The following is a 26195-nucleotide window of genomic DNA, read 5'->3' as shown; positions in this document are numbered from 1 at the left end:
TGGGACAGGGTAAATGGCTGCGGCAGGTCGTCACCGGCTACTTCAACGACCATGCGGTGCCGACCAACAGTCGGGCGCTCAGCGCCTTCCGCTTCTTCGTCATCGAACTCTGGAGACGCACGCTCCGGCGCCGCAGCCAGACCGATGGCATGAGGTGGGAGACGATCAGTCGCCTCGCCTGTGACTGCCTCCCCAGGCCCAACATCCGTCATCCTTGGCCGCGAGCACGCTTCGCCGTCACTCACCCGAGGTGGGAGCCGTATGCGGGAAAGCCGCACGTACGGATCTGTGCGGGGGGCGCTCAGCAATGAGCGTCCCTACCGCGACCGTCGCAAGGGCTCCTCGCAATGACGGCTTGGAGAGAGTTGGCTAATCCAATCCAGCCCGCTTCGCCGGCTTCGGCTGCGTCTTTGGCACCGTCACATCAGGCAACGCGCCGCGCACGATCTCCGCTGACGGCGCATCAGCCGCCACGGTCTCTGCGCGCACCGGGGCCACCTTCATTTCGCCGAGGCGTGCGCGGACCTGCGCGGTGAGGCCGGGATAGGAGGCCACCGGAGTGAAATCTGCGGTCTGGTCGTTGCCGACACGGATGCCGGTGTAGGCGACCAAGCCGTCGGTGGTCGCGATGACATCTCCGGCCTTGAGCGACGAGTCCAGCGCCAGATCGATCGGGGCAAGCCCGACCGGCTCGCGACCGTTGCAGGTGCAGTCCGAACGCAGCGCCTTGCGGTAGGCGAACGCGTTGTCGCTGTCGGCGTAACGCTCGCCGCTCTGCGCCGTGGCGCCGTCGATGCTGGAGCCGAAATAGATTTTCGTGGCTCTGGCAGGACAGAACGCCTGACACATCTGCGCCGGCGAGGCGAGGCCGCGCATCAGCGGAAAATATTTCCCGTCACAGCTGCGGACGCAGAACGCCGGGCCTGAGCCGCCGGCGGCCGCCGCGCGCGTCGGCGGGACATATTGCGGGTTTGCGCCGTTCTGCTGGCCGGTGAAGGGATCGGCGTAGGAGCTCGCCGGCGGCACCTCGCGCTGCGGCCGCTGCTGCTGCGCGCCGCCGAACAAGAAATCGAACAGGCCTTCGGCCGAAACCGGCGCCGGAGCCGCGAGCAGCGGAGCTACAAGAATGGCGGCCACAAGCATCGCGCGACGCCGCCGGCGCGCATGGGACACGACTGTACGCAATGCTCACTCCACCGACGCAACGCAATCCGCCGAGAGCAACCCGCCTCAGCTTCTGATTCACCATAAAGCGTGATGGTAAATGAGCGGTGACGGGGGGAGGTTCTCACCTCGCCCCGCTTGCGGGAAGAGGTCGAATCGCTCTTGCGATCCGGGTGAGGGTACAGGTCTTGCGGCCATCTCATCCGTGGAGAGAGCCCCTCACTCCGACCCCCTTCCGGTAAGAACGGGGCGAGGGAGCAGAGCCGTGCTACCCCTTCAAGAATTCCGACGCCTTGTACAACGAGCGGAACGGCAGGCCGGCCGCGCCGAACGTGTCGGTGGCGCCCTCCTCGCGATCGACCATGGTCAGCACCAGCACCACCTCGGCGCCGGTCTCGCGCACGGATTCCACCGCCTTCATCGCCGAGCCGCCGGTGGTGGTGACGTCCTCGACGATCACCACACGCTTGCCTTGAAGCGTCTCGCCCTTGGGAAGCCCCTCGATCGCGAGCTTTGCGCCGTGCTCCTTCGGCTTCTTGCGCACGAAGAACGCCGCGATCGGATGGCCCTTGATCCAGGAGATCTGCGCCAGCGCGCCGGCAAGCGGCACCGCACCCATCTCGAGCCCGCCGATGAAATCGAGCTGGTCGTCCTTCAGCGTCTCATAGGTGAGCTCGGCGAGCAGTGTGGCGCCCTCCGGATCCAGCATGGTTGGCTTGAGGTTGAAATAGAAATCGCTCTTGCGGCCCGACGCGAGGGTCACGTCACCGCGGCCGAATGAGCGGCGGCGGATGATTTCGAACAGGCGGGCGCGGGAGGCTGATTTCGACACGGCGGTCCCTCGGGAGCGTTTTTGGAAGTGGCGGAATTTATCCGCCACGGCCGCGACATTCCAGAGGAGACAAGTCCAGTCAACAGGGATCGGCTGACGGTCGGCCATCCCGGTCCGCCGGTTGTAGGGGTGCAACCTTCTGGAGTAGGTGAGGCGGCAGGTCTGTTGGGCAAGAAAACTGGGCAACAAACCGGGCAAGGAAACAAGACAATGACCATCGAGCTGCACACCTGGAACACGCCGAACGGCCGGAAAATCTCGGTCGCGCTGGAGGAGATGGGGCTGCCCTACAAGTTGATCCCGGTGAACATCACCAAAGGCGAGCAGATGGCGCCCGAGTTCCTCAAGCTGTCTCCGAACAACAAGATCCCCGCGATCGTCGACCCCGAAGGGCCGGACGGCAAGCCCGTCAGCGTATTCGAATCGGGCGCAATCCTGCTCTATCTCGGCGAAAAGACCGGCAAATTCCTGCCGAAATCGCTAGCCGGCCGGATTCCCGTCTACGAATGGCTGATGTGGCAGATGGGCGGCTTCGGGCCGATGCCGGGCCAGGTGCATCATTTCATCGCGCTGGAGAACGAGCAGGACCGCGCCTATGGCCTGAAGCGCTTCATGGCGGAGACGCGCCGGCTCTACAGCGTGCTGGACCGCCGGTTAGAGGGCCGCGACTTCGTCGCCGGCGATCTCTCGGTGGCCGATTTCGCCATCCTGGGCTGGGCTTGGCGCCATCCTCGCCACAAGGTTGAGTTGGCCGATTTCCCCAACGTCAAGCGCTGGTACGAAGCCCTGATGGCGCGCCCCGCGGTGAAGCGGGGGATGGAGGCGAAGCTGGATTGATCTGACGCTGTCATGCCCAACGAAGGCGGGCGATCCAGTATTCCAGAGGCAGTAATGACTGAGTCGAGAAGCTGCGGCGTACTGGATGCCCCGCCTTCGTTGGGCATGACAGCGTCGCACATCACACCCTCCTCGCCTCGACCGCCATCCGCACCGCGAGCCCGGCGAGCACAGTGCCCATCAGCCAGCGCTGCACCAGCATCCAGCTTGGCCGGCTTGCGAGGAACAGCGCGATCGAGCCTGCGGCAAGCGCGATCATCGCGTTCACGCTGACGCTGATCGCGATCTGGATCGCGCCAAGCACCACCGACTGCGCCAGCACGCTGCCTGCGGTGGGATCGATGAACTGCGGCAGCAGCGCCAGATACAGCATCGCGATCTTCGGATTGAGCAAATTGGTGACGAGCCCCATCGCGAACAGTTTGCGCGGGCTGTCGATCGCGAGCTGCTTGACCTGGAACGGCGAGCGTCCGCCGGGCTTCACCGCCTGCCAGGCGAGCCACAGCAGATAGCCCGCGCCCGCGAAGCGCAGCGCATCATAGGCAAAGGGAATGGCAAGCAGCAGCGCTGTAATCCCAAACGCCGCGCACAGCATGTAGAACACGAAGCCGAGCGCCACGCCGCCGAGCGAGACGATGCCCGCCGCCGGCCCCTGCGTGATCGAGCGCGAGATCAGATAGATCATGTTCGGCCCCGGCGTGAGCACTAGGCCGAAGCAGACCAGGGCGAAGCCGAGTAGGGCGGAGGTGTGGGGCATGCATGAATCCGCGGAAGAGGCGACCCGATTCTAGTAGGCATAGTGCCTCGATGCCATCGCGCAATTGCACCGAGAACAATTGAAATCTTCGGCGATCCGCTGCGTGGGGCCTTGCTACGACGCTTCGGCTTGCACGCCCCTGACGAACATCGCGAATCGGTCCATCGCCAACCGCAACGGCTCGGCGAGTGCAGGATTTGCGACGATGCCGTGCTCGTCGCAGGCGACGCCAAGGAGAGGCAGTGTTACGCAGGCTTCTTTTGCGATCCGCGCTGACATCGTTTCCAGAGTGAGGTCAGCGCCGCCAGGACATGCGTCGCGCGAGGAGACGTATTGATCAGTGCGATCGGCTTGTCGGGGAATTCATGGCTTCCGACCAGCCAGTCGAGCGCGTTCTTCAGGACGCCGGCGACGCCGCGGGCATATTCGGGGCTGGAGATCAGGACGCCGTCCGCGCTTCCGATTAGACGCCGCATCGCGTCGACTGGCGCCGGCACGTTGTCGCGATCAAGGTCCGGATTGAAGAACGGCAAGCCTGCAATTCCCTCGAAGGGAACGATCGCGACGCCTGCCGGCGCAAGGCGCGCCGCCGCACGCAACGCTGCGGTGTTGCTCGAGCCGGTCCGCAAGCTGCCGGAGATCGCGACGATGTTCATCAGCCAGTCCTGATCGCTAATGCGCCTCGTCCCAGTTGTTCGCCGCGCGTGCATCCACGTGCAGCGGCACCGAGAGCAGCACAGCCGGAAACGGAGCGTCCTGCATGACGCGCTGCACGACGGGAAGCGTCGCCGCGACCTCGGCGTCCGGCACCTCGAAGATCAGCTCGTCGTGCACCTGGAGCAGCATCTGCGCCGAGAGCTTCTTCTCGGCGAGTGCATCCTCCACCCGCGTCATGGCGCGGCGGATGATGTCGGCCGCGGTGCCCTGAAGCCGCGCGTTGATCGCGGCGCGCTCGTTGAAGGCGCGTACCGAGGCGTTCGACGCCTTGATGTCGGGATAGTGGCACTTGCGGCCGAACAGCGTGGTGACATAGCCGTGGCTCCGGCAGAAATCGCGGGTCTCGTCCATATAGGCGCGGATGCCGGGGAAGCGCTCGAAGTACTTCTTGATGTAGGCCGACGCCTCTTCGCGGGCTATGCCGAGCTGGTTGGCCAGCCCAAACGCCGAGATGCCGTAGATGATGCCGAAATTGATCGCCTTGGCGCGGCGCCGGATTTCGCTCGGCATGCCCTTGATCGGCACGCCGAACATTTCGGACGCCGTCATGGCGTGAATGTCCAGCCCGTCGCGGAACGCCTGCTTGAGCACTGGGATATCGGCGATTTCGGCAAGCAGCCGCAGCTCGATCTGCGAATAGTCGGCGGAGACGAGCTTGTGTCCCGGCGTCGCGATGAAGGCGCGGCGGATTTTTCGGCCGTCCTCGGTGCGCACCGGAATGTTCTGCAAATTCGGCTCGTTCGACGACAGCCGACCCGTCGTGGTCGCGGCCAGCGCGTAGGTGGTGTGGACGCGATGGGTCTGCGGATTGACGTAGGTCGGCAGCGCGTCGGTATAGGTCGATTTCAGTTTCGAGACCTGGCGCCACTCCAGAATCTTCTTGGGGAAATCGTGGCCCTGCTCGGCGAGCTCGTCCAGCACCTGCGCGGTGGTCGACCACGCGCCGGTCTTGGTCTTGCTGCCGCCGGGCAATCCCATCTTGCCGAACAGGATGTCGCCGATCTGCTTGGGGCTGCCGACATTGACCGGCTCGCCCGCGATCTGCTGGATCTCGGCTTCGACGCGGGCCGCAGTCTGGGCGAAATCGCCCGAAAGGCGCGACAGCACCTGGCGGTCGATCGAGATGCCGCGCCTCTCCATCCGCGCTAGCACCGAGACCAGCGGTCGTTCCAATGTCTCGTAGACCGTGGCCATGTGCTCGGCGACGAGGCGCGGCTTGAGCACGCGCCACACCCGCAACGTGACGTCGGCGCCTTCCGCCGACAGCGGCGCAGCCTTGTCGATCGGCACCTGGTCGAAGGTGATCTTGCCCTTGCCGTTGCCGAGCAGCTCGCTTTCCTTCAGCATGGCTAGGCCGAACCAGCGTTCCGAGAGCTGCTCGAGCGCGTGCGAGCCGCGGCCGGCATCGAGCACATAGGAAATCAGTTGCGCATCGTCGATGTTGCGCAGCGTGATGCCGTGCTGCGCCAGCATGACGGCGCTGAACTTGACGTCGAAGCCGATCTTGAGGATGCCTGATGACTCCAGCACCGGCCGCAACGCTTCGATCGCGTCTGTATGCTTGACCTGATCGGGCGCGAGGCCGGCATCGAACAGGCCGGCGCCACCGCCGGATCGCTTGTGCGCCAGCGGCACATAGCAGGCCTCGTTCGGCGCCAGCGCCAGCGCGATGCCGCAGAGATCAGCCTGCATCGGATCGGTGGAGTTGGCGCGGATCTCGATCGCAACATGGCCGGTATCGTGAATGCGCGCGACGAAGGCATTCAGCTCGGCAAGATTCTTGATCGTCTGGTACTTGCCGCGGTCGACCGGCAGTTTTCGCAGGGCCTCTTCGCGCGCGGCGGCGAGCGAGATCGGCGCACCCTTGGGGCTCGCGGCCTTGTTGTCCTTGCTGGCCGACTTGTTGCGCTCACCCGGCGCAGCTTGCGCCGGTGCGCCGGCTCCTGGCGCGGGGACGACGTTGGAAGGCGGTAGCGGCGAGAAGACGCTGGCGCCGCTGGTATAGCCGGGATCGGCATCCACGTTCGCTGGATCGATCTGCGAATAGTCGGCGACGCGTCGCGTCAGCGTCGTGAACTCCATAGCCTTCAGGAAAGCGATCAGCTTGCGGGCGTCGGGCTCGTGGACCGCGAGATCGTCCAGCGGCACGTCGAGCTCAACCTTGTCGTCGAGCAGCACGAGTTGTCGCGAGATGCGCGCCTTCTCGGCATTCTCGATCAGCGCTTCGCGCCGCTTCGGCTGCTTGATCTCGCCGGCGCGGAACAGCAATTGCTCAAGGTCGCCATATTCGACGATCAGCTGCGCCGCGGTCTTGACGCCGATGCCGGGCACGCCCGGCACGTTGTCGGTGGAATCGCCGGCCAGCGCCTGCACCTCCACCACCTTGTTCGGCGGCACGCCGAACTTCTCGATTACCTCGGGAACGCCGATGCGGCGATCCTTCATGGTGTCGTACATGGTGACGCAATCGGTCACGAGCTGCATCAGGTCCTTGTCGGAGGACACGATGGTTGCGGTCGCGCCGCGTTCGCAGGCCTGCCGCACATAGGTCGCGATCAGATCGTCGGCCTCGAAGCCCACCTGTTCCAGGCAGGGCAGGTCGAAGGCGCGCACGGCCTCGCGGATCAGTGCGAATTGCGGAATCAGATCATCCGGAGCCGGCGGCCGGTGTGCCTTGTATTCGGGATAGATCTTGTTGCGGAACGTGACCTCTGACTTGTCGAAGATGATCGCCAGATGCGTCGGCCGGTTGTCCTCGGGCATCTCGCGGAGCAGCTTCCACAGCATGTTGCAGAAGCCGAGCACGGCATTGACCTGCAAGCCGTCCGACTTGCGGTTCAGCGGCGGCAGCGCGTGATAGGCGCGGAAGATGTAGGAGGAACCGTCGACCAGGAAGACGTGGTCGCCCCTGCCGGCCGGCTTTGCGGTGACCGGTTTGGCAGCAGTGGGCTTGATGTCAGCCTTGGTCTCGGACTGGGGCGTCTCAGACTTGGCGGTGGTCTTCGGGGATGTCTTGGGCATGGCCGCAATGTATGAATTTTTGCGGATTTTGACAGCCTTGAGAGGGGGAATTTTGGGCCGGCGGCGCGGCTATCCCCACTGTCATTTCGCGCATTCCACTGTCGTTCCCCGCGAAGGCGAGGAATCAAGTACGCCGCGGCCTTCCGAACGCGACTGCTGCCTCTGGAATACTGGATGCCCCGCCTTTGCTGGGCATGACAGCTACTCCGCCGCCTGCAGCACGGCTCTCGCCTTCTTCGGCGCGATCCAGAACGCATCCGGCCGCTTGAACAGGAAATTGCCGCCGAGCCGTAGCGCGGCCTGCCAGATCGCGAGCGATCCGATCACGCCGGCGATGGTGACGGTCAACGACACCGTGCCGATGTCGGGAACGATGCCGGTGCGCAGCAACAGCGTTCGCGTGGCCGCCATCGGCAAGAAGAAGGCAAGATAGATCACGATCGAATGCTTGCCGCAGAAGCGCAGGACATTGAGCCAATGGGCGCGGGCCAGCAGCGTGCCTGATGCGATGATGGCGCAGGCGCCGGCAAAGCCGAGCGCGAGCGAGACGATCTTCCATTCGCTTACGCCATAGGCGACGGCGCCGGCGTCGATGACCACCCAGCTTGCGAGTGCCGCGAGCGCCCATGCGGGATGGTTGCGCGCGCGATCCGACAGCGTGAACACGTAAGGCGCGAACAAATAGCCCGAATAGAAGTAGACGAAGCGCGCGCAGAACTCGTCGATCACGGTCCAGCCGGTCGCGATCCGCGCCGTCTCCAGCGCTGCCGCAACGAGCCAGATCGCGGGCGGCGGGATCCGCCGTGTCAGTTTTGTGACGACGAAGAAGATTGGCAAGAGATAGATGAACCAGAGCGTGCCGAACGGCTCGACGAAGGATCCAAGATACAGAAGGCCGGCGTCGCGCCAGCTCGTCTCCGCGGCGGAGGCGGGCGCCTTGAAGGCGAACTGGATTGTCACCCAGACGACATAGAAATAGGCGAAATGCACCACCTTGCGGTCGAGATAGGTGCGCCAGTCCCGGTCGATCACCAGGGGCAGGAACAGGCCCGAAATCAGGAAGAAATCCGGCATCCGGAACGGCTTCGCGAAGGCCACCAGCACATGCATAAAGCCGGTCTCGCCGGCGGCGAGCTCGACCCCGAGCACCGAATGCATCATCACGACCATGACGATGCAGATGCCCTTGGCATAGTCGATCCAGTCGACACGCGCGGCAGCCGGGGCCCTCAGTCCCCCGCTCGCGGCGATTGTGCCTGATGGTGCCATGGTGTCCCTTTTCGAGGCGTCTTCCGCCCGGCTGTGCCTGGACTTGGAGCAGTCTTGGGGCAGTCTTGGAGCAGTCTTGGGGCAGTGTGGCGCCTTGCGGCTTACGATTTCTTTACCGGTACAATTCGTGTGCCGGTTTTTGCGTACTGACTGTTCCCTCACCCCGGGAAAATGCTAAACCGCCCGCATTGGCGTTTCGTTAACCAAGGCAGACAGGTTTTTTCCATGCGAATTGCGATGATCGGCACGGGCTATGTGGGATTGGTGTCCGGAGCCTGCTTTGCGGATTTCGGTCACGACGTCACCTGCGTCGACAAGGACGAGAAGAAGATTGCGGCGCTCCATCGCGGCGAGATACCGATCTATGAGCCCGGCCTCGACGAGCTGGTCGCGACCAATGTCAAGGCCAAGCGGCTCGACTTCACCACGGATCTGTCGAAGCCGGTTGCGGACGCCGACGCCGTGTTCATCGCGGTCGGCACGCCGTCGCGCCGCGGCGACGGTCACGCGGATCTGTCCTACGTCTACGCCGCCGCGCGCGAGATTGCGCAGTCGCTGTCCGGCTTCACCGTCGTGGTGACGAAGTCGACCGTTCCGGTCGGCACCGGCGACGAGGTCGAGCGCATCATCCGCGAGACCAACCCGTTAGCCGACGTCGTCGTCGCCTCCAATCCCGAGTTCCTGCGCGAGGGTGCGGCGATCCGCGACTTCAAATTCCCCGACCGCGTCGTGGTCGGCACCTCCGACGAGCGCGGCCGCAAGGTGATGGGCGACATCTATCGTCCGCTGTCGCTGAACCAGGCGCCACTGATGTTCACCGAACGCCGCACCGCGGAGATGATCAAATACGCCGCCAACGCGTTCCTCGCCACCAAGATCACCTTCATCAACGAGATCGCCGATCTTTCCGAAAAAGTCGGCGCCAACGTGCAGGAGGTCGCGCGCGGCATTGGCCTGGACAACCGCATCGGCACCAAATTCCTGCATGCCGGCCCGGGCTTCGGCGGCTCCTGCTTCCCGAAGGACACCAAGGCGCTGATCAAGATCGCGCAGGATTACGACGTGTCCTTGCGCATCGTCGAATCCGTGCTCGCGGTCAACGAGAATCGCAAACGTGCGATGGCGCGCAAAGTGAGCCAGGCGCTGGGCGGCTCGCTCCGCGGCAAGACCATCGCGGTGCTCGGCCTCACCTTCAAGCCGGACACCGACGACATGCGCGATGCGCCATCGATTCCGCTGGTCACAGGCCTGCTCGACATGGGCGCGAGGGTCAAGGCCTTCGACCCCGTCGGCATGGAGCAGGCCAAGGGCGAGCTGCCCAGCATCACCTACTGCGAGGACGCCTATGCCTGCGCGCAAGGCGCCGACGCGATTGTCATCGTCACCGAATGGGTGCAGTTCCGGGCGCTCGATCTCGACCGGCTGAAGGCGACCATGACGCAGCCGGTCGTCGTCGATCTCCGCAACATCTACCGCCCCGAGGACATGCAAGCCGCCGGCTTCGTCTATGAAAGCATCGGGCGGTCGTCGGTGCAGGGCTGATAGCGGCACATAATTGTCGATCGAAACTGTCATGGCCGGGCTTGTCCCGGCCATCCACGTCTGTTCTCTAGGCGGAAGACGTGGATGCCCGGCGCCTCCTGTGCGAAGACGCGCTTCGCGCCTTTGCCCGGGCATGACGAACGGATAGATACTTGCCCCGCAGCTTCGACACGCCCCTTCCGATCGATGCCGTGCTCGACGATCTCTCGCGCACGCTGGAGGCGCATAACGCCGCCGTGCTGGTGGCGCCTCCGGGCGCCGGCAAGACCACGCGGGTGCCGTTGGCGCTGCTGGATGCGCCCTGGGCCAGGGACAAGAAGATCATCGTGCTGGAGCCGCGGCGCATCGCCGCGCGGGCCAGTGCCGATCGCATGGCCAAATCGCTTGGCGAGCGCGCCGGGGAGACCGTCGGCTACCGCGTTCGCTTCGGCTCAAAAATATCGCGCGCGACGCGCATCGAGGTGGTGACCGAAGGCATCTTCACCCGCCAGATCCTGGACGATCCCGAGCTGTCGGGCGTCGCCGCCGTCCTGTTAGACGAGTTCCACGAACGTTCGCTCGACGCCGATCTCGGCCTCGCGCTGGCGCGCGACGCGCAACTGGGCCTGCGTGAGGATCTGCGCATTCTCGTCATGTCGGCAACGCTGGACGGTGCGCGTGTTGCCAGGCTGCTCGGCGAAGCGCCCGTCGTTGAAAGCGAGGGCCGTGCGTTTCCGGTCGAGACACGCTATCTCGGCCGCAAGGCGGACGTGCAGGTGGAACGGCAGATGGCGGATGCGATCGCCTCGGCCCTGCGCGCAGATAGCGGCTCGGTGCTGGCGTTCCTGCCGGGCGCCGCCGAAATCCGCCGCACCCAGAATTTTCTCGCCGAGCGCGTGCAGGATGCGTCCATCGAGATCGTGCCGCTGTTCGGCGCGCTCGATGCCGCTGTGCAGGATCGCGCCATCTCGCCGGCGCCCAAGGGCACGCGCAAGGTGGTGTTGGCGACCTCGATTGCGGAGACCTCGCTCACCATCGAGGGCGTGCGCATCGTGGTCGATTGCGGCCTTGCCCGCGTGCCGCGCTACGAGCCGGATATCGGCCTGACGCGGCTCGAGACCGTGCGTGCCTCGCGCGCCGCAGTGGACCAGCGCCGCGGCCGCGCCGGCCGTACCGAGCCTGGCGTCTGCTACCGGCTCTGGGACGAGCCGCAGACGGCGTCGCTTGCGCCCTACACCCAGCCGGAGATCCTCAGCGCCGACCTGTCCTCGCTCGTGCTCGATCTCGCGCAGTGGGGCGTGAGCGATCCGGCAGCGCTGTCGTTTCTCGATCCGCCGCCACAGCCGGCCTGGAAAGGAGCCAAGAGCCTGCTCAATGAGCTCAACGCGCTCGACGGCGACGGCCGCATCACCGCGGAAGGCAAGAGCCTGCGCGCGCTGGCGCTGCAGCCGCGGCTGGCGCGCATGATCGTGGATTCGCATCGCGCCGGCGCGGGCGAAGCCGCCGCCGAGATTGCTGCCATTCTCACCGAGCGCGGACTTGGCGGCGACAGCGCCGACCTCGAGCACAGGCGCGATCAGTTCCGCCGCGACCGCTCGCCGCGCGCGTCAAGCGCGCGCGACCTGGCGCGGCGCTGGGCTTCGCAGGTGGCCGCATCCGAGAAGATAAAGCCCGGGGAGGGCGATCTCTCCACGGGCCTGATGCTCGCCTACGCTTTTCCCGACCGCGTCGCGCGCAACCGCGGCAATGGCAGCTTCGTGCTCGCCAACGGCCGCGGTGCCGCCGTCGAGCAGACCTCCTCGCTCGCCCGCGCGCCCTACATCGCGGTCGGCGAAATGACGGGGACGGCAGCGAGCGGGCGCATTCTGCTCGCCGCCCCGATCGCGCAGGACGATATCGAGCGGCATTTCGCCGAGCACATCGAGACCGTCGATGAGATATCATTCGATCGCGGTGCGATGGCGCTGCGCGCGCGGCGAAAGCGCTCGCTGCACGCGATCACATTGTCCGAAACCACGCTCGCGCTTTCGCCCTCGGAGGAAACCGCGCGCATTCTTGCCAACGGACTGATTGCGGCAGGCCTCGACCGGCTGCCCTGGTCGAAAGCGGCCAGGCAATGGCGCGACCGGGTGATGTTCCTGCGCAAGGCGGAAGGCGATAGCTGGCCCGACCTGTCGGATGACGGGTTGATAGCGCGGCGCGACGATTGGCTGGTGCCGGTGCTCTACGACAAGATCGCGCTGAAGGATCTTTCCACCGGCGATCTCTCCGATGCCCTGATGACGCTGTTGCCGTGGGAGATGCGCGCCCGGCTCGAGCGCGAGGCGCCGACCCATTTCGAGGCGCCGACCGGCACCATGCTCGCGATCGATTACGAAGCCGAGCAGGGACCGACCATCGCGGTGCGGCTCCAGGAATTGTTCGGCCTCAGCACCCATCCGTCGATCGCGGCCGGCAAGGTGCCGCTGGTGCTGGAATTGCTGTCGCCGGCGCAGCGCCCGGTGCAGGTGACGCGCGATCTTCCCGGGTTTTGGCGCGGCAGTTACAGCGCCGTTCGCTCCGACCTGCGCGGCCGCTACCCGCGCCATCCCTGGCCGGAAGATCCGGCAAGCGCGCTGCCGACCCGGCGGGTCAAGCCGCGCGGCACGTGAATCGAGAGTAGATTCTCATGGTGAGGAGCGCGGAACGCGCGTCTCCGGACGATGCTTGCATCGCCGGGCGAACCATGCAGGCCCGCCCCGCACCCGCAGCCATCCTTCGAGACGTCCGCTTCGCGGGCTCCTCAGGATGAGGATTTGTAGTCTCTGCGACCTTGGCGCATTAACCGTTCACTCATCCTTTTCGTCAAAATGACACCGTCCTGGCCGCGGCCGCGCTCGCGGACAGGCGTGTGGCGTGTTGAAATCGAGCTTTCGGGCTCCGAGTGGTGTGATGCGTAACATAATGATCTTCGCGGCCATCATGATCGGGCTTGGCACCTTCATGGCGCAGATGGCGGACAGGATGAGCTCCGCCTCCGCAACATCAGCGCCTCGCACGACGGTCGCAATTGCAACGACGGCGCCCGCTGGCAGCCGCAGCCTCAATATTGCCCGCGACGGCCGCGGCCATTTCCAGGCCGAGGGCCGGATCGACGGCCAGCGCATCGGCTTCATGGTCGACACCGGTGCCTCCGTGGTGGCGCTGAACGAGACGTCGGCTGCGCGCTTTGGCCTGCGTCCCTCGCGCAGCGAGTACAACGCCACGGTCTCCACCGCCAACGGCACCATCAAGGCCGCGCGCACCCGCATCGCCATGCTTGATGTCGGCGGCCTCGTCGTGCGCGATGTCGATGCCATGGTGCTGCCGGACGAGGCGCTGTCCGAGAACCTGCTCGGCCTCTCCTTCCTGTCCCGCCTGAAGCGTTTCGAATACGCCAACGGCCAGATGGTGCTGGAGCAGTAAGGCCAGCCCTCAAGGCTCGCCCGACCGAATAATTTAAAAAATGCCTTTGTTTCGACCGCTCTCGCGGTGATGCTCCCGCGTTACCAAACTGCCGCAATTATAATCCATAAGCCTCCCTTCCCGCCTTCCGCTGCGGCCCGGCATTCGCTAAGGCTGCATGAAATCCTGCTCTTCTCATGAGATCGTCTCAATGTTCCCCAAGCCGAAATCCGTGTTGCTGCCCAACACCTATGCCTTCGAATCCGAGCCGATGGTGAAAGCGACCGGCTTTCGCGAATACGACGCGCGCTGGCTGTTCCAGAAAGAAATCAACCTGATGGGGGTGCAGGCGCTCGGCATGGGGCTGGGCGCGCTGATCGCCGAGCTCGGCGTCGGCCAGGAGATCGTCACGGGACATGATTTCCGCGGCTATTCGGCCTCGATCAAATACGCGCTGATTTCAGGCCTGATGGCTGCGGGGTGCAAGGTGCACGACATCGGGCTTGCGGTGACGCCGATGGCCTATTTCGCGCAGTTCGATCTCGATGTGCCCTGCTGTGCCATGGTCACGGCGTCGCATAACGACAATGGCTGGACCGGCGTGAAGATGGGGGCCAACCGCCCGTTGACGTTCGGCCCGGACGAGATGACGCGGCTGAAACAGATCGTGCTGGGCGCCGAGTTCAAGAACAAGGCCGGCGGCTCCTACCAGTTCCACGAGAATTATCCGGCCCGTTATATCGCCGATCTCACCAGCCGGCCGAAGCTGAAGCGCAAGCTCAAGGTGGTCGCGGCCTGCGGCAACGGCACCGCCGGCGCATTCGCGCCGCAGGTGCTGGAGGCGATCGGCTGCGAAGTGATCCCGCTCGACACCGAGCTCGACTACACTTTCCCGAAATACAATCCGAATCCGGAAGACATGGAGATGCTGCACGCGATCCGCGACGCGGTGCTGCAGCACAACGCCGATGTGGGCCTCGGCTTCGACGGCGACGGCGATCGCTGCGGTGTCGTCGACAACACCGGCGAGGAGATCTTTGCCGACAAGGTCGGCGTGATGCTGGCGCGCGACATGTCGGCGATCCACAAGGACGCGCAGTTCGTTGTCGACGTGAAGTCGACCGGCCTGTTTGTCACTGATCCGGTGCTGCAGAAGCAGGGCGCGAAGGTCGCCTACTGGAAAACCGGTCATTCCTACATGAAGCGCCGCACCAACGAGATGGGCGCGCTTGCGGGTTTCGAGAAGTCGGGCCACTTCTTCTTCAACAAGCCGTTCGGCCGCGGCTACGATGACGGCCTGGTCTCGGCGATTGCAATCTGCGACATGCTCGACCGCGCCCCCGGCAAGTCGATGGCCGACCTGAAGGACGCGCTGCCAAAAACCTGGTCGTCGCCGACCATGTCGCCGCATTGCGCCGACGAGGTCAAGTACGGCGTCATCGACGCCGTGGTGAAGCACTTCGAGGGCTTGCAGGCCAAGGACGCCAAGATCGGCGGACAATCGATCCGCGATCTCGTCACGGTCAACGGTGTGCGCGTTACGGTCGAGGACGGAAGCTGGGGGCTGGTGCGCGCCTCATCCAACAAGCCCGAGCTCGTCGTTGTCGTCGAGAGCCCGGTCTCCGAGCAGCGCATGCACGATATGTTCGAGATGGTGAACATCGTGCTGCGCACGCATCCGGAAGTCGGCGAGTACAATCAGAAGATTTGAGGCGAGGGGCGCCTGCATCCACCGCTGTCATCACCCGCGAAAGCGGGTGATCCAGTATTCCAGAGGCGGTTGTGATCGAGCGGAGGAGCCGCGGCGTACTGGATCGCCCGGTCAAGTCGGGCGATGACACCTTCTCTGTGGCGAGACGCGAGTCCTAAGCCGCCACGACCGCCGGGATCGGCAGCGCGGTCACGGACTTGATCTTCTCCATCGCGAAGCGCGAGGTGACGTTCTTGAGCGGCACCGCGCTGATCAGCTTCTTGTAGAACACGTCATAAGCCTGCATGTCCGCGACGACGACGCGCAGCATGTAGTCGACGTCGCCGGCCATGCGATAGAACTCCATCACCTCGGGCATGGCGCTGACGGCCTCGGCGAACTTCTTCAGCCAGGCATCGGAATGATCGGAGCTCTCGACCGAGACGAACACGGAGATGCCGAGCCCGATCTTGTTCTGGTCGACCAGGGCCACCCGTTTCAGGATCACGCCGTCGGCCTCCAGGCGCTGGATGCGCTTCCAGCAGGGGGTTGAGGACAGCCCGACGCGGTCGCCGATCTCGGCAACGGAAAGGGAGGCGTCCTCCTGGAGCACCATCAAGATCTTGCGGTCGATGGCGTCGAGGCGGCGGCTGGTCTCGGGGATCTGGACAGCAAGGTCAGTCATTTGAAGAACTTTGTTCCATTATGAGGGCTAGTTTCCCTCATATAGAGAAAAATCTTCTATCGCAAGCCTATATTCTCGGCGCGTGATCCCGCTTGGCCTCTGGCCGCTTCTGCAAAAACTCTTCAACTTCAATGCGTTGTGGGGCAGCCAGACCGCCGCCGTGGCGGGTGCATTTGAGTGCTGCGGCGGCCGCGGCGAATCGCAGCGCCTCGCGCAAATCGCTGCCTTCGGCCAGGCGAAGCGCGAAGGCGCCGTGGAAGACGTCGCCGGCGCCGAGCGTATCGACGGCCTCGACCGCGAAAGCCGGTGTCTCCTTCAGCTCGCCTGTCTCGTTCAGCCAGATCGCGCCGCGCGGGCCGCGGGTGGCGGCCAGGAACGCCGGTGTCAGCCTGGCCAGGCGCTTCAATGCCTCGCCATCGTCGGCGACGCCCGCCGTCTCCTGCACCTGTTCGCTGGCGAACAGCAGATGCGACGCCGTCGTGAGCAGGCCCTCGGTCGGCGGCATCGCGCGGTCGACGCCGACGATGATCGGAATACCGAGCCGGCGTGCCTCAGTGCAGAACTCGGTGCAGAACGCGGCGCAGCGGCTTTCGACAAGCACCGCCTGGCAGCCGGCCAGCAATACGTCGGCTTCCGGCAGCTTCACGTTCCACAGCGCGGGATCGCGATAGATGGCGAGGGTGCGTTCGCCGGTTGCGTCGACCATGATCGCCGAGACTGGGGTCATGAGACCGGGCATGCGCACGATATGCGTGGTCTCGATCCCCTCTGCGGCCATCTGATCGAGAATGAAGCCGCTCGACGTCTCGCCGGCGTCGCCCATCGGCCCGGCGAACGCGACGCGGCCGCCAAGCCGGGCGATTGCGATCGCGGCATTGAGTGCGTTGCCGCCGCAGATCTCTGCCAGATGGCTGGCGTTTGACTTGCTGCCGGGGTCGGGCACGGCATCGACCCGAAAGGTGAGATCGCGTACGGGGATGCCGATGCAGAGGATGCGCGGCGCGATCCCGGATGCAGTCATCGGCGGTCTCAGCTCAAGCGCCGTTCTTGTCGTGCACCCAGCGGCCGAGCAGATGATGGGCGATGGCGAAGGGATGCGGGCCGGCGAGACCATCGGCATGGGTCCGCGTCAGCATCAGGGCCGCCTCCTCGCGCGTGAACCAGCGTGCATCCTCGAGCTCCGAGTGATCGACGACGATGTCCTCGTTGAGCGCCCGCGCACTGCAGCCGATCATCAGCGATGACGGATAGGGCCATGGCTGCGTCATGTAATACTGCACGTCGGTGCAGCGAATGCCGGACTCTTCGAGAATCTCGCGGCGCACCGCGTCCTCGATGGTCTCGGCGGCCTCGACGAAGCCCGCGAGGCATGAATACATGCCCGGCGGGAACTGCTTCTGGCGGCCGAGCAGGCATTTTTCTCCGGAAGCCACCAGCATGATCACGACCGGATCGGTACGCGGAAAGTGCTCGGCCTTGCAAGCGGGGCAGTCGCGCTTCCAGCCGCCTTCCTTCATCGTGCTGCGTGTGCCGCAATTGGCGCAATAGCCGTGGCGCTGGTGCCAGCTCACCATAGACTTTGCCATCGCAATCGCCGAGAGCTCGTCGGGGCGCACCGCGCCCTGCATTGCCATGCCGCGCAATTCGGTGAGACTGTAGTCTTCGCGACCGACAAGCTTCTCGGCGGCGGCTTGCGACAGGCCCATGCCGAACATTGCCGCGCCATCCCGCAAGCCCAGGAAGATCGTGCCGGGATTGGCGCCGCATTTCAGCGCTTCGTCGATCGACAGCAGCGCACGGACTTTCTCGCCCTCGCGCCTCACCAGCAGCGAGTCGCGGTGGACGACATAGACGCGCGATGACGGTTTCTGTTCCAGCGCGAACAGCTTTTCGTCATCGCGGCGCAGATGCGCGGCGCGATCGAGGATGTTGGTGACGAACGCCGGCTGCCCCAGCGGAAACGAGTCGAATGCTGACATTTCTTGTTCTTTCAACCCAACCAGATCTTGCGGCGAAGCGCGCTGATGAAATTCTGCACCTCTGTGGCATCATGCGCCAATGGCTGCATCACGCCCCAGACCGGCCGCGGCCAGGCGGCATCACCGGTGCGGCGCGCGATGATGTGGACGTGAAGCTGCGGCACCAAGTTGCCGAGCGCCGCGATATTGAGCTTGTCGCATTTGGTGATCTCCTTCAGCGCGCGCGAGACCCGCGAGATCTCGGTCATCAGCTGCGCCTGCTGCACCTCGTCGAGATCGATGATCTCCACCGCGTCGGCGCGCCGCGGCACCAGCAGCAGCCAGGGGTAATTCGCGTCCTTGATGACCAGCACCTTCGACAGCGGCAGGTCGCCGATGTCGATGGTGTCCTCTTTCAGGCGGGAGTGCAGCGACCAGGCGGGATCGGACATGAAGGTTTCCGGATGGCCCGATGGGACCGGGCATGGCGGGGCGGAACCCCTGAATATTTGCCCCGACCATACGATACGGTGTCCGATAGGGGAAGGATGGCGCTGCGCGGCAACTGCATACTCGATCGTCGTCTTGGACAAGCGTAGCGAAGCGGAGCGCTGATCCAGGACCCATATCCACAGGATGTGGGAAGAGGCACGCTGGCAGCTCCAGCGTGCCTCACACTGACATTTGGGGTAATGGGTCCTGGCTTTCGCCAGGACGACAATGAGGCTTTACGCCGACGCCAGCACCCGCGCATTGTTGCGGATCGAGGCTTCGCTGACGCGGATGCCGAGGCCGGGACCGTCGGGCACCACGACGTGGCCGCCGCGGTTGGCGACGCGCTCTTCCAGCACGTCCTCGGTCAGCACGTGATGCGGCATATAGAATTCGCAGCCGAGCGAGATGCCGGGTGTTGCTGCGATCAGCTGCGTGCCGGCGGCCAGCCCAATGCCGCCCTCCCACAGCGTGCCGCCATAGCCGGGCAGGCCGGCGACATCGGCGATGGCCATGATCGCCTGCGCCTCGAACAGGCCGCCCGCTTTCATCAGCTTGATCGAGACCGCATCGGCGGCCTCGCGGCGCACCACCTCCATCATGTCACGGCGGTCGAAGCAGCTTTCGTCGGCGAGCAAAGGTGTTTCGAGCGCTGCGGTGAGCTGCGCCATCACGTCGAGATATTTGCGCGGCACCGGCTGCTCGATGAAGGTCGGCGCAAACTGCTCGACGTCGCGCAAAATCTTGATGGCACCGAACGGCGCTAGCGCCTGATTGTAGTCGACGCGCAGATCGACCTTGTCGCCGAATTCCTTCCGGATCGCTTCGAGATGGTCGAGATCCTCGCGATGCGGCTTCACGCCGGTCTTGACCTTGTAGATGGCATTGCCGTCCGGAACCATCTTGCGCATGCGCTCGAGATCGGCGGCGAAGTCGGGATCGGCGATCGAGAAGGAGAGGGGAATGGTGTCGCGGACGCGGCCTCCGAGGAGGTCGGCCACCGAAAGCCCGGACGACTTGCCGACGATGTCGAGCAGCGCCATCTCGATCGCGACCTTGGCCTCGGCATGTCCGACCAGAGCGCGGTCGAGCTCGGCCATCAGCGCGCGGATGCGGCGGACGGGCTTGCCGAGCAGGATGGGCCGCAGATAGATATCGAGCGCGGAGAACGCCGCTTCCGGCGTTCCCGTAAAGACTTCCCACGGCGCGGCTTCGCCCCAGCCGACGATGCCGTTGCTGGCGGTGAGCTCGATCAGCACACGCTTCACCGTGCCCTTGACGTTGCCGACGCCCTGGAGGCGCGCCATCTTGATCGGGCTCTCGATCAAAAACAGCCTGATACGTTCGACGGTGGCTTCGCTCATGTCAGGCCTCCATTGACGTGCCAGACCTGGCCGGTGACGTAGGACGCCTTTGGCGATGCCAGGAAGGCGATGATCTCGGCCACTTCCTCCGGCCGTCCGCGACGATGCATCGGAATCAGCGCCTCCGTTGCGGCGATCTGCTCTGGAGACAGCCGGCTCTCGCTTGGTCTGTCCTTGACGATGAGGCCCGGCGCAACCGCATTCACGGTGATGCCGTCTTTGGCAAGCTCGATCGCGGTCAGCCGCACCAGCGCTTCCAGCGCGGCGCGGCTCGCCGCCGTCGCGGCGAATGGCGCGAACTCGGGCCGGATCGCATGCGCCACGAATGACGACACCGCCACGATCCGTGCATCTTGTCCGGCACGCAGCAATGGAAGCGCGGCGTCGACCAGCCGCGTGAAGGCCAGCGCCGATTCATCCATCGCGCGGCGGAACTCGCCCGCCGGCGTGCCGATCGCACTGCCGCGGCGGGCATGGCCGCCAACCAGGATCAATCCGTCGAGCCGGCCGAAGGCCTGTTGCGCGGCAGCGACGGCATCGGTGACCGCGGCCTCCTCGGCAAGGTCGCCGAAGCACTTTGCCACCGTCGCGCCTTGCGCTTCGGCGTCCGCGGCCGTGGCATCGAGGCCAGCCGTGTTGGAGCGCGTGTGCAGCACAAGTCCGGTGCCGGGCGCCGCGAGCAATTTTGCGGTGGCGCGGCCGATGCCGCTGGCGGCGCCGGTGACGAGATAGACACGATCGATGTTTGGCATCACGGTGCTGCGTTGGCCGGCGGCAATGCGCCGGTGCGGTGGAAATGGCTGAGGAACGCGCGTGTCGCGGCTTCCTGCGGATTGTCGATCACCTGCCGCGCCGGACCTTCCTCGACGACGACGCCGTCGCGCATGAAGATGAGGCGGTCGGCGACCTCGCGGGCGAAGGCGATTTCGTGGGTTACGATCACCATGGTCATGCCCTCGGATGCGAGCCGCCGCATGACGGCGAGGACCTCGCCGACCAGCTCGGGATCGAGCGCCGAGGTCGCTTCATCAAACAGCATCACGTCCGGCTCCATGGCGAGCGCCCGTGCAATCGCGACGCGCTGCTTCTGGCCGCCGGACAACGTCGCGGGATAATGGTCGGCTTTCTCTGCAAGACCCACCTTCGTAAGTTGCGCGTGCGCGAGCGCCTCGGCGTCGGCCCTGGCCATGCGCCGCACGGTGACCGGTCCCTCCATCACGTTCTGGAGTGCCGTCATGTGTGGGAACAGGTTGAAGTGCTGGAACACCATGCCGGTGGTGGCGCGGAATTTTGCCAGCGTCTTGACGTCCGGCAGCTTCGTACCCGCACCGAAGGCGAAGCGCGTTTCGCCGACGCGGACGCTACCGCCATCAGGCGTCACCAGCAGATTGATGCAGCGGAGCAGCGTCGACTTGCCGGAGCCCGACGGGCCGATCAGCGCCACCACGCCGCCCTTGGCGACGTCGAGGCTGATGTTCTTCAGGACCTCGTTGCTGCCAAAGCTCTTGCGCAAGGCCCGGATCTCGATTTTTGACGTCTCGCTCATTCGCCGACCGCCAGTCGCTTTTCGCCGCGCCGGACGAGGATGGTCAGGGGAATCAGGATCGCCGCATAGGCAACCGCCACTGCTGTATAAGTTTCCAGCGGCCGGTAGCTGTCATGGGCGGCGACCTGGCTCTGGTAGACCAGATCGGGCACCGCCAGCACCGAGACCAGCGAGGTGTTCTTGAACTGGATGATCGACTGGTTCATCAGCGCCGGGATCATACGCTTGATCGCCTGCGGCAGCACGACGCGCCGCATGCTCTGGCCCGGGGTCATGCCGAGCGCGGCGCCGGCTTCGGACTGGCCGCTGTCGATCGAGACGATGCCGCCGCGGATGATCTCCGAATAAAACGAGCCGCCATAGAGCGAGAGCGCCAGCGCCGAGGCCGTGATCGGTGTCATTTCGACCCCGGCCAGGATCGGCAGCGCGTAATAGAACCAGATCAGCTGTACCAGGATCGGCGTGCAGCGGAACGCCTCGATGAAGGTGAGTGCGACCAGACGCACCGCTCGGAAGCGCGACAGCGTTCCGAACGCGCCGAACAGGCCGAACACCAGTCCAAGCACCACGATGACCACGGTGAAGCCGACGGTGACGCCAAGCCCGTTGAGAAAGAGCCAGCGATAGCTCCAGAGAATGCCGAAGTCCCACTGATACATATTGTTGCGTATCTCAGTCGCGAAATGGCTTGGAAAGTTGGAGCCGCACGCTCGCTGCACCTCTCCCGCTTGCGGGAGAGGTCGGCGCGAAGCGCCGGGTGAGGGCTTTCTCCACTCGGGGAGTCTCCCTGGCGGAGACACCCTCACCCCGACCCTCTCCCGCAAGCGGGAGAGGGAGCAGGGTGGAGCGTACGGACCGAGCTCGACCCAAACTCATCACACCTTACAGCGACACGCCCGGCGGAATGTCCGCCTCGGTCACGCCCACCAGCTCCATATTCGTGATGATGGCGTTGCGGATGAAGCCGAGACCCTTGTTGAAGTCGATCCAGGTGTTGACGTAGTCGCGCCAGGTCTTGTCGGTCTCGCGGCGGAAGCCGACGTTCGACGTGGTAGCGAAGATCGGGGTGGGCAGCACGAACTGGCCGAGCGAGGGGTTCTTCTTCAGCACCGTCAGCGACAGCATGGTGATCAGGCACTGCGCGTCGACGCGGCCGGTCTGGAGTGCAGCGGTGGCGTCGTCGGCGCTCTTCAGCCGGGTGATCTGCGCCTTCGGCGTCAGGCGGCTGACAACCTGGTCGTGCGAGGAGCCCTGGTCGACGGCGATCTTGACGTCGGGCGAGTTCAGCTCGGCCCAGCTCTTTGGCTTGAAATCCTTCTTGCAGAGAATGCCGAAGGCGTTGTTGAAGACCGGCACCGAGAAATCGATCACCAGCGCGCGCTTCGGGGTCGGGTTGAGGCCGAAGAAGATGTCGATCTTGTTGGACTGCAGATCGAGCACCGAATTGCCCCAGGTGGTCTCGGTGATGTCGAGCTCGGCCTCCATGTCGTCGGCCAGCGCCTTGGCGATATCGACGTAAAAGCCCTTCCACTGGCCGCTGGCGAGATCCTTCATGTAATAGGGCGCGCCCCCGCCGACCGCACCGATCCGCATCTTCTTGGTCCTTCGGATGCGGGCAAAGGTCGATTCGTTCGGATCGGCGGCCTGGGCCACGGCCGGGGACGCCAGCGCGCCCGCGGTCGCCGCGCCAATGGCGCCAAGTCCGACAATCGATGCAACATCACGACGTGTAACCATTGGGATCAATCGCTTTTCTGGTTGGCTGAGTTCCGGCAGCGTTCATACCAAGGTGGCCCCAACAGCGAAAGCACAGCCTATCGGCTGGGCAAACCGGAAAATGCCCGGATGCTGGGCAAGCCGGAGCCGAGCCAGCGGGCTCGAGCCGATCCCCGCTTGCTTTCCGGCCCTTTTGGCCCCAAATAGGGACCGGGAGATTGGCGGTGGACGAGCCACTCGCCAACCGGGTCAGGTCCGGAAGGAAGCAGCCCTAACGAGGTCCGGATCGGGTCGCTCGTCAGTCTCCTACCTGTTTTTTCGAGCGAATAGCGCCGGCGGCTCGCGCCGCCAGCGCGCTCCTTTCCGCAAAGCCGGCCGAGAGAGATTTCATTGCGGATCGACCGATGACCGACGCTGGCGCCCATCCCAATTCCGACAGCGCCAGCCAGGCTGGCTTTGCACTCGGCGCCCAGCCGGGAACACCCTACCGGGTGCTGGCGCGCAAATACCGCCCCTCCAGCTTCGACGATCTGATCGGCCAGGAGGCCGTGGTCCGCACCGTCTCCAATGCGTTCGAGACCGGGCGGATTCCGCAGGCCTGGATCCTCACCGGCGTTCGCGGCGTCGGCAAGACCACCACAGCGCGCATCCTGGCCCGTGCGCTCAACTACGAGATGCCGGACGGCTTGGTGAAGGGCCCGACAGTCCAGATGCCGACGCTCGGCGTGCATTGCCAGGCGATCATGGAAAGCCGGCACATGGACGTGCTGGAGATGGACGCGGCCTCGCATACCGGCGTCGACGACGTCCGCCAGATCAATGACAGCGTGCGCTATGCGCCGGCGAGCGCCCGCTACAAGGTCTACATCATCGACGAAGTCCACATGTTGTCGACGGCGGCGTTCAACGCCTTCCTCAAGACGCTGGAGGAACCGCCGGAGCACGCCAAATTCGTGTTCGCGACCACCGAGATACGCAAGGTTCCAGTCACGGTGCTGTCGCGCTGTCAGCGTTTTGATCTGCGCCGCGTCGAGGCCGACGTGCTGATGAAGCACCTCGCCAACATTGCCGCCAAGGAAAGCGTCGAGATCGAGCCGGAAGCGCTCGGCATCATCGCGCGCGCGGCGGAAGGTTCGGTGCGCGATTCGCTGTCGCTCCTCGACCAGGCCATTGCGCATGCGGCGGGCACCGTAAAGGCCGATGCCGTGCGGCAGATGCTGGGGCTAGCGGACCGCACCCGCGTGATCGATCTGTTCGATTCGCTGGCACGCGGCGACATTGCGGCCGCCTTCAACGAGTTCCGCGACCAGTACGACGTCGGCGCCGATCCCATCGTCGTGCTCTCGGATCTCGCCGAATTCGTCAACTTCGTCACCCGCGTCAAGATCGTGCCGGCGACCGCCGACAACGTTGCCTATGGCGAGACCGAACGGCTGCGCGCGCGCGACTTTGCGTCGAAGATCTCGATGCGCGTGCTGTCGCGGATGTGGCAGATGCTGCTCAAGGGCATCACTGAGGTGCAGGCTGCGACGCGGCCGGCCGCTGCGGCCGAGATGGTGCTGGTGCGCATCGCCTATGTTGCCGACCTGCCGACGCCGGACGAAGCGATCCGGATGCTGGAGCAAAACGGCGGCGGCTCGCCGGTTGCGAACGGTGGCAGCGCTGCGCGCAGCGCGCCGGCAGCACCAATTGCCTCGGCAGCGCCGGTGCGCGCGCCGACCTCGTCGCCGTCATCGTTCGGCGGCGGTGCCCGGCCGCAGATGGCCGCGCCCGCGCCGGATCCCCAAGGCGCAGCACCCGTGCTGCATGTCACGAGCTTCACCCAGCTCGTCGCGCTGGCGGGGCAGAAGCGCGACCTCATGACCAAGGGCGCGCTCGAATCTGACATGCGGCTGGTTCGTTTCGAGGAGGGCCGGCTGGAAGTCGCGCTCGAGCCCCAAGCCTCCAAGACCATGATCTCGGACTTGGCGCGCAAGTTCGAGCTCTGGACCGGCCGGCGCTGGACCGTGATCGTTTCCAACGAGCAGGGTCAGCCGACGCTGCGCTCGGTGAAACAGGCCGCCAAGCAGGCGCATGCGCGCACGGCCGAAGCCGACCCGCGCATCCAGGAGGTGCTGTCGCGCTTCCCCGGAGCCAAGGTCGTCGAGGTCCGCAGGCTTGCCCCGGAGGTGCCGGAAACCGATATAAATGCCGACTATGGCAATGACGATCCGCCCGACGGTTCCGACGGCGACGATCTCTAGAGCCCATCCAAGGACACGCACCGATGGCTGATTTTCTCGGCATGATGAAGCAGGCGGCGCAGCTGCAATCCAAGATGCAGGCGATGCAGGACGAACTCGGCAATGTCGAGGTCGAGGGCATCTCCGGCGGGGGCCTGGTCGCCGTGCGCATGACTGCGAAGATGGACGTGAAGGGCGTTAAGATCGATCCCTCGCTGATGAAGCCCGAAGAGCGTGAAGTGCTCGAGGATCTGCTGGTCACCGCGCTCGGCGACGCCCGCCGCAAGGCTGAAGCCGCGATGCAGGAAAAGATGCAGTCGCTCACCGGCGGGCTCGGCCTGCCGCCGGGGTTGTTCGGCCAATAATATGGGCGCGGTCGCAGGTCCCGAGATTGAGCGGCTGGTTCAGCTCCTCGCACGGCTGCCGGGCCTCGGACCGCGCTCTGCGCGGCGCGCGGCCTTGCATCTGATCAAGAAGCGCGAGGCGCTGATGATGCCGCTGTCGGGCGCCTTGCAGGTTGCGCTCGAGAAGGTCCAGGTCTGCAAGACCTGCGGCAACATCGATACTCAAAATCCCTGCACAGTCTGCATCGATCCGCGGCGCGATCCTTCGATCATCGTCGTCGTCGCCGACGTCGCCGATCTCTGGGCGCTGGAGCGGGCCAACGCGACGCAGGGCCGCTATCATGTGCTGGGGGCGACATTGTCGCCGCTCGACGGCGTCGGCCCGCAGGATCTCACCATCGATGCGCTGGTCGCGCGCGCGCATGATGCGCAGGTGCATGAAATCATCCTGGCGCTGAATGCGACGGTCGACGGCCAGACCACGGCGCATTACATCACCGACCTGCTTCAGGACGCGAACGTAAAAGTAACGCGCCTCGCCCATGGTGTGCCGGTCGGCGGCGAGCTTGATTATCTCGATGAAGGTACGCTGTCGGCCGCGATGCGGCAGCGGACCCTGTTCTAGCCTCCTACAGAC

Annotated in this window: 23 protein-coding genes, 1 other RNA gene and 1 pseudogene; 10 read left to right on the top strand and 15 right to left on the bottom strand. The window is 65.0% G+C overall.

All coding sequences use genetic code 11. The annotated features are described in order from the left end of the window. Positions 1-311 (top strand): annotated as a pseudogene (locus IVA82_RS36180) (hypothetical protein); the annotation flags it as partial. Positions 312-369: 58 nt separating this feature from the next. Here the strand turns inward: IVA82_RS36180 and IVA82_RS36175 are convergent. Then, positions 370-1143: a DUF2865 domain-containing protein gene (locus IVA82_RS36175; RefSeq protein ID WP_247387121.1), complete on the bottom strand. Its 774-nt coding sequence runs from the start codon at positions 1141-1143 to the stop codon at positions 370-372. Positions 1144-1432: 289 nt separating this feature from the next. Further along, a complete protein-coding gene (pyrE, locus tag IVA82_RS36170) occupies positions 1433-1996 on the bottom strand; it encodes an orotate phosphoribosyltransferase (protein ID WP_148742551.1) in 564 nt (187 codons plus the stop codon). Positions 1997-2206: 210 nt separating this feature from the next. On the opposite strand from pyrE, the gene IVA82_RS36165 reads away from it, so the two are divergent. Then, positions 2207-2833 (top strand): glutathione S-transferase family protein, encoded by a 627-nt coding sequence (locus IVA82_RS36165; protein WP_247387118.1) that lies wholly within the window; start codon positions 2207-2209, stop codon positions 2831-2833. A 121-nt stretch (positions 2834-2954) separates the two neighbouring features. Here IVA82_RS36165 and IVA82_RS36160 read toward each other — a convergent pair whose 3' ends face one another. The 4 genes from IVA82_RS36160 to IVA82_RS36145 form a co-directional block, all read right to left on the bottom strand. Beyond that, positions 2955-3590, bottom strand: a complete 636-nt coding sequence (locus IVA82_RS36160) for a LysE family translocator (RefSeq protein WP_247387117.1) — start codon at positions 3588-3590, stop codon at positions 2955-2957. 245 nt (positions 3591-3835) lie between these two features. After that, a complete protein-coding gene (locus IVA82_RS36155) occupies positions 3836-4246 on the bottom strand; it encodes an NADPH-dependent FMN reductase (RefSeq protein WP_247387116.1) in 411 nt (136 codons plus the stop codon). 16 nt (positions 4247-4262) lie between these two features. Further along, positions 4263-7328, bottom strand: a complete 3066-nt coding sequence (gene polA / locus IVA82_RS36150) for a DNA polymerase I (RefSeq protein ID WP_247387115.1) — start codon at positions 7326-7328, stop codon at positions 4263-4265. Positions 7329-7529: 201 nt separating this feature from the next. Next, a complete protein-coding gene (locus IVA82_RS36145) occupies positions 7530-8597 on the bottom strand; it encodes an acyltransferase family protein (RefSeq protein WP_247387114.1) in 1068 nt (355 codons plus the stop codon). 225 nt (positions 8598-8822) lie between these two features. Between IVA82_RS36145 and IVA82_RS36140 the strand changes: the two genes are divergently transcribed. From IVA82_RS36140 to IVA82_RS36125, 4 genes are all read left to right on the top strand, one after another. Next, positions 8823-10139, top strand: a complete 1317-nt coding sequence (locus IVA82_RS36140; RefSeq protein WP_247387113.1) for a UDP-glucose/GDP-mannose dehydrogenase family protein — start codon at positions 8823-8825, stop codon at positions 10137-10139. A 152-nt stretch (positions 10140-10291) separates the two neighbouring features. Further along, positions 10292-12769, top strand: a complete 2478-nt coding sequence (gene hrpB / locus IVA82_RS36135; protein WP_247387112.1) for an ATP-dependent helicase HrpB — start codon at positions 10292-10294, stop codon at positions 12767-12769. A 280-nt stretch (positions 12770-13049) separates the two neighbouring features. Beyond that, a complete protein-coding gene (locus IVA82_RS36130; protein WP_247387111.1) occupies positions 13050-13562 on the top strand; it encodes a TIGR02281 family clan AA aspartic protease in 513 nt (170 codons plus the stop codon). Between the two features lie 190 nt (positions 13563-13752). Next, the gene (locus tag IVA82_RS36125; protein WP_247387110.1) at positions 13753-15252 is read left to right on the top strand and encodes a phosphomannomutase/phosphoglucomutase; all 1500 of its coding nucleotides are present in this window, start codon (positions 13753-13755) and stop codon (positions 15250-15252) included. Between the two features lie 154 nt (positions 15253-15406). Here IVA82_RS36125 and IVA82_RS36120 read toward each other — a convergent pair whose 3' ends face one another. The 9 genes from IVA82_RS36120 to IVA82_RS36080 form a co-directional block, all read right to left on the bottom strand. Beyond that, positions 15407-15916 (bottom strand): Lrp/AsnC family transcriptional regulator, encoded by a 510-nt coding sequence (locus IVA82_RS36120; RefSeq protein WP_011090847.1) that lies wholly within the window; start codon positions 15914-15916, stop codon positions 15407-15409. Positions 15917-15983: 67 nt separating this feature from the next. Beyond that, positions 15984-16937, bottom strand: coding sequence for a sugar kinase (locus IVA82_RS36115; RefSeq protein ID WP_247387109.1), 954 nt, complete (start codon positions 16935-16937; stop codon positions 15984-15986). 13 nt (positions 16938-16950) lie between these two features. Then, positions 16951-17895 (bottom strand): NAD(+) diphosphatase, encoded by a 945-nt coding sequence (nudC, locus tag IVA82_RS36110; protein WP_247387108.1) that lies wholly within the window; start codon positions 17893-17895, stop codon positions 16951-16953. 11 nt (positions 17896-17906) lie between these two features. Next, a complete protein-coding gene (locus IVA82_RS36105) occupies positions 17907-18326 on the bottom strand; it encodes an HIT family protein (protein WP_247387107.1) in 420 nt (139 codons plus the stop codon). 276 nt (positions 18327-18602) lie between these two features. Then, a complete protein-coding gene (locus tag IVA82_RS36100; protein WP_247387106.1) occupies positions 18603-19730 on the bottom strand; it encodes a muconate cycloisomerase family protein in 1128 nt (375 codons plus the stop codon). After that, complete coding sequence (locus IVA82_RS36095; protein ID WP_247387105.1) at positions 19727-20482, bottom strand: SDR family oxidoreductase; 756 nt, start codon at positions 20480-20482, stop codon at positions 19727-19729. Before IVA82_RS36095 ends, IVA82_RS36100 begins: the two co-directional genes overlap by 4 nt. Further along, entirely contained in the window at positions 20482-21276 is a 795-nt protein-coding gene (locus IVA82_RS36090; RefSeq protein WP_247387104.1) for an amino acid ABC transporter ATP-binding protein, read from the bottom strand. Before IVA82_RS36090 ends, IVA82_RS36095 begins: the two co-directional genes overlap by 1 nt. Then, a complete protein-coding gene (locus IVA82_RS36085; protein WP_247387103.1) occupies positions 21273-21935 on the bottom strand; it encodes an amino acid ABC transporter permease in 663 nt (220 codons plus the stop codon). Before IVA82_RS36085 ends, IVA82_RS36090 begins: the two co-directional genes overlap by 4 nt. A gap of 223 nt (positions 21936-22158) precedes the next feature. Continuing rightward, on the bottom strand, positions 22159-23013 hold the full coding sequence (locus tag IVA82_RS36080) for a transporter substrate-binding domain-containing protein (RefSeq protein ID WP_247387102.1): 855 nt from the start codon (positions 23011-23013) through the stop codon (positions 22159-22161). Positions 23014-23205: 192 nt separating this feature from the next. On the opposite strand from IVA82_RS36080, the gene ffs reads away from it, so the two are divergent. The 4 genes from ffs to recR all read left to right on the top strand — a co-directional run bounded on the left by ffs (position 23206) and on the right by recR (position 26183). After that, an RNA gene (gene ffs / locus IVA82_RS36075) (signal recognition particle sRNA small type) lies at positions 23206-23302 on the top strand. Positions 23303-23396: 94 nt separating this feature from the next. After that, entirely contained in the window at positions 23397-25235 is a 1839-nt protein-coding gene (locus tag IVA82_RS36070; RefSeq protein WP_247493747.1) for a DNA polymerase III subunit gamma/tau, read from the top strand. Between the two features lie 23 nt (positions 25236-25258). Beyond that, positions 25259-25579 carry a YbaB/EbfC family nucleoid-associated protein gene (locus tag IVA82_RS36065; protein ID WP_148742533.1) on the top strand — a complete coding sequence of 107 codons (321 nt, stop codon included), beginning with the start codon at positions 25259-25261 and terminating at the stop codon, positions 25577-25579. A gap of 1 nt (position 25580) precedes the next feature. Further along, positions 25581-26183, top strand: a complete 603-nt coding sequence (gene recR / locus IVA82_RS36060) for a recombination mediator RecR (RefSeq protein ID WP_247387100.1) — start codon at positions 25581-25583, stop codon at positions 26181-26183. Positions 26184-26195: the final 12 nt, after the last annotated feature.

Source organism: Bradyrhizobium sp. 142 (genome assembly GCF_023074015.1).
Taxonomy (GTDB): Bacteria; Pseudomonadota; Alphaproteobacteria; order Rhizobiales; family Xanthobacteraceae; genus Bradyrhizobium.
The sequence above is the reverse complement of the archived record's forward strand: the minus strand, read 5'-3'. Positions and strand labels throughout refer to the sequence as shown.

What these genes read in the sequence shown, in the direction of transcription:
- IVA82_RS36175 (WP_247387121.1), bottom strand. Translation starts at nt 1,143, where the DNA reads ATGCTTGTGGCCGCCATTCTTGTAGCTCCGCTGCTCGCGGCTCCGGCG.
- IVA82_RS36165 (WP_247387118.1), top strand. Translation starts at nt 2,207, where the DNA reads ATGACCATCGAGCTGCACACCTGGAACACGCCGAACGGCCGGAAAATC.
- IVA82_RS36160 (WP_247387117.1), bottom strand. Translation starts at nt 3,590, where the DNA reads ATGCCCCACACCTCCGCCCTACTCGGCTTCGCCCTGGTCTGCTTCGGC.
- IVA82_RS36155 (WP_247387116.1), bottom strand. Translation starts at nt 4,246, where the DNA reads ATGAACATCGTCGCGATCTCCGGCAGCTTGCGGACCGGCTCGAGCAAC.
- polA (WP_247387115.1), bottom strand. Translation starts at nt 7,328, where the DNA reads ATGCCCAAGACATCCCCGAAGACCACCGCCAAGTCTGAGACGCCCCAG.
- IVA82_RS36145 (WP_247387114.1), bottom strand. Translation starts at nt 8,597, where the DNA reads ATGGCACCATCAGGCACAATCGCCGCGAGCGGGGGACTGAGGGCCCCG.
- IVA82_RS36140 (WP_247387113.1), top strand. Translation starts at nt 8,823, where the DNA reads ATGCGAATTGCGATGATCGGCACGGGCTATGTGGGATTGGTGTCCGGA.
- IVA82_RS36130 (WP_247387111.1), top strand. Translation starts at nt 13,050, where the DNA reads ATGCGTAACATAATGATCTTCGCGGCCATCATGATCGGGCTTGGCACC.
- IVA82_RS36125 (WP_247387110.1), top strand. Translation starts at nt 13,753, where the DNA reads ATGTTCCCCAAGCCGAAATCCGTGTTGCTGCCCAACACCTATGCCTTC.
- IVA82_RS36120 (WP_011090847.1), bottom strand. Translation starts at nt 15,916, where the DNA reads ATGACTGACCTTGCTGTCCAGATCCCCGAGACCAGCCGCCGCCTCGAC.
- IVA82_RS36115 (WP_247387109.1), bottom strand. Translation starts at nt 16,937, where the DNA reads ATGACTGCATCCGGGATCGCGCCGCGCATCCTCTGCATCGGCATCCCC.
- nudC (WP_247387108.1), bottom strand. Translation starts at nt 17,895, where the DNA reads ATGTCAGCATTCGACTCGTTTCCGCTGGGGCAGCCGGCGTTCGTCACC.
- IVA82_RS36105 (WP_247387107.1), bottom strand. Translation starts at nt 18,326, where the DNA reads ATGTCCGATCCCGCCTGGTCGCTGCACTCCCGCCTGAAAGAGGACACC.
- IVA82_RS36100 (WP_247387106.1), bottom strand. Translation starts at nt 19,730, where the DNA reads ATGAGCGAAGCCACCGTCGAACGTATCAGGCTGTTTTTGATCGAGAGC.
- IVA82_RS36095 (WP_247387105.1), bottom strand. Translation starts at nt 20,482, where the DNA reads ATGCCAAACATCGATCGTGTCTATCTCGTCACCGGCGCCGCCAGCGGC.
- IVA82_RS36090 (WP_247387104.1), bottom strand. Translation starts at nt 21,276, where the DNA reads ATGAGCGAGACGTCAAAAATCGAGATCCGGGCCTTGCGCAAGAGCTTT.
- IVA82_RS36085 (WP_247387103.1), bottom strand. Translation starts at nt 21,935, where the DNA reads ATGTATCAGTGGGACTTCGGCATTCTCTGGAGCTATCGCTGGCTCTTT.
- IVA82_RS36080 (WP_247387102.1), bottom strand. Translation starts at nt 23,013, where the DNA reads ATGGTTACACGTCGTGATGTTGCATCGATTGTCGGACTTGGCGCCATT.
- IVA82_RS36070 (WP_247493747.1), top strand. Translation starts at nt 23,397, where the DNA reads ATGACCGACGCTGGCGCCCATCCCAATTCCGACAGCGCCAGCCAGGCT.
- IVA82_RS36065 (WP_148742533.1), top strand. Translation starts at nt 25,259, where the DNA reads ATGGCTGATTTTCTCGGCATGATGAAGCAGGCGGCGCAGCTGCAATCC.
- recR (WP_247387100.1), top strand. Translation starts at nt 25,581, where the DNA reads ATGGGCGCGGTCGCAGGTCCCGAGATTGAGCGGCTGGTTCAGCTCCTC.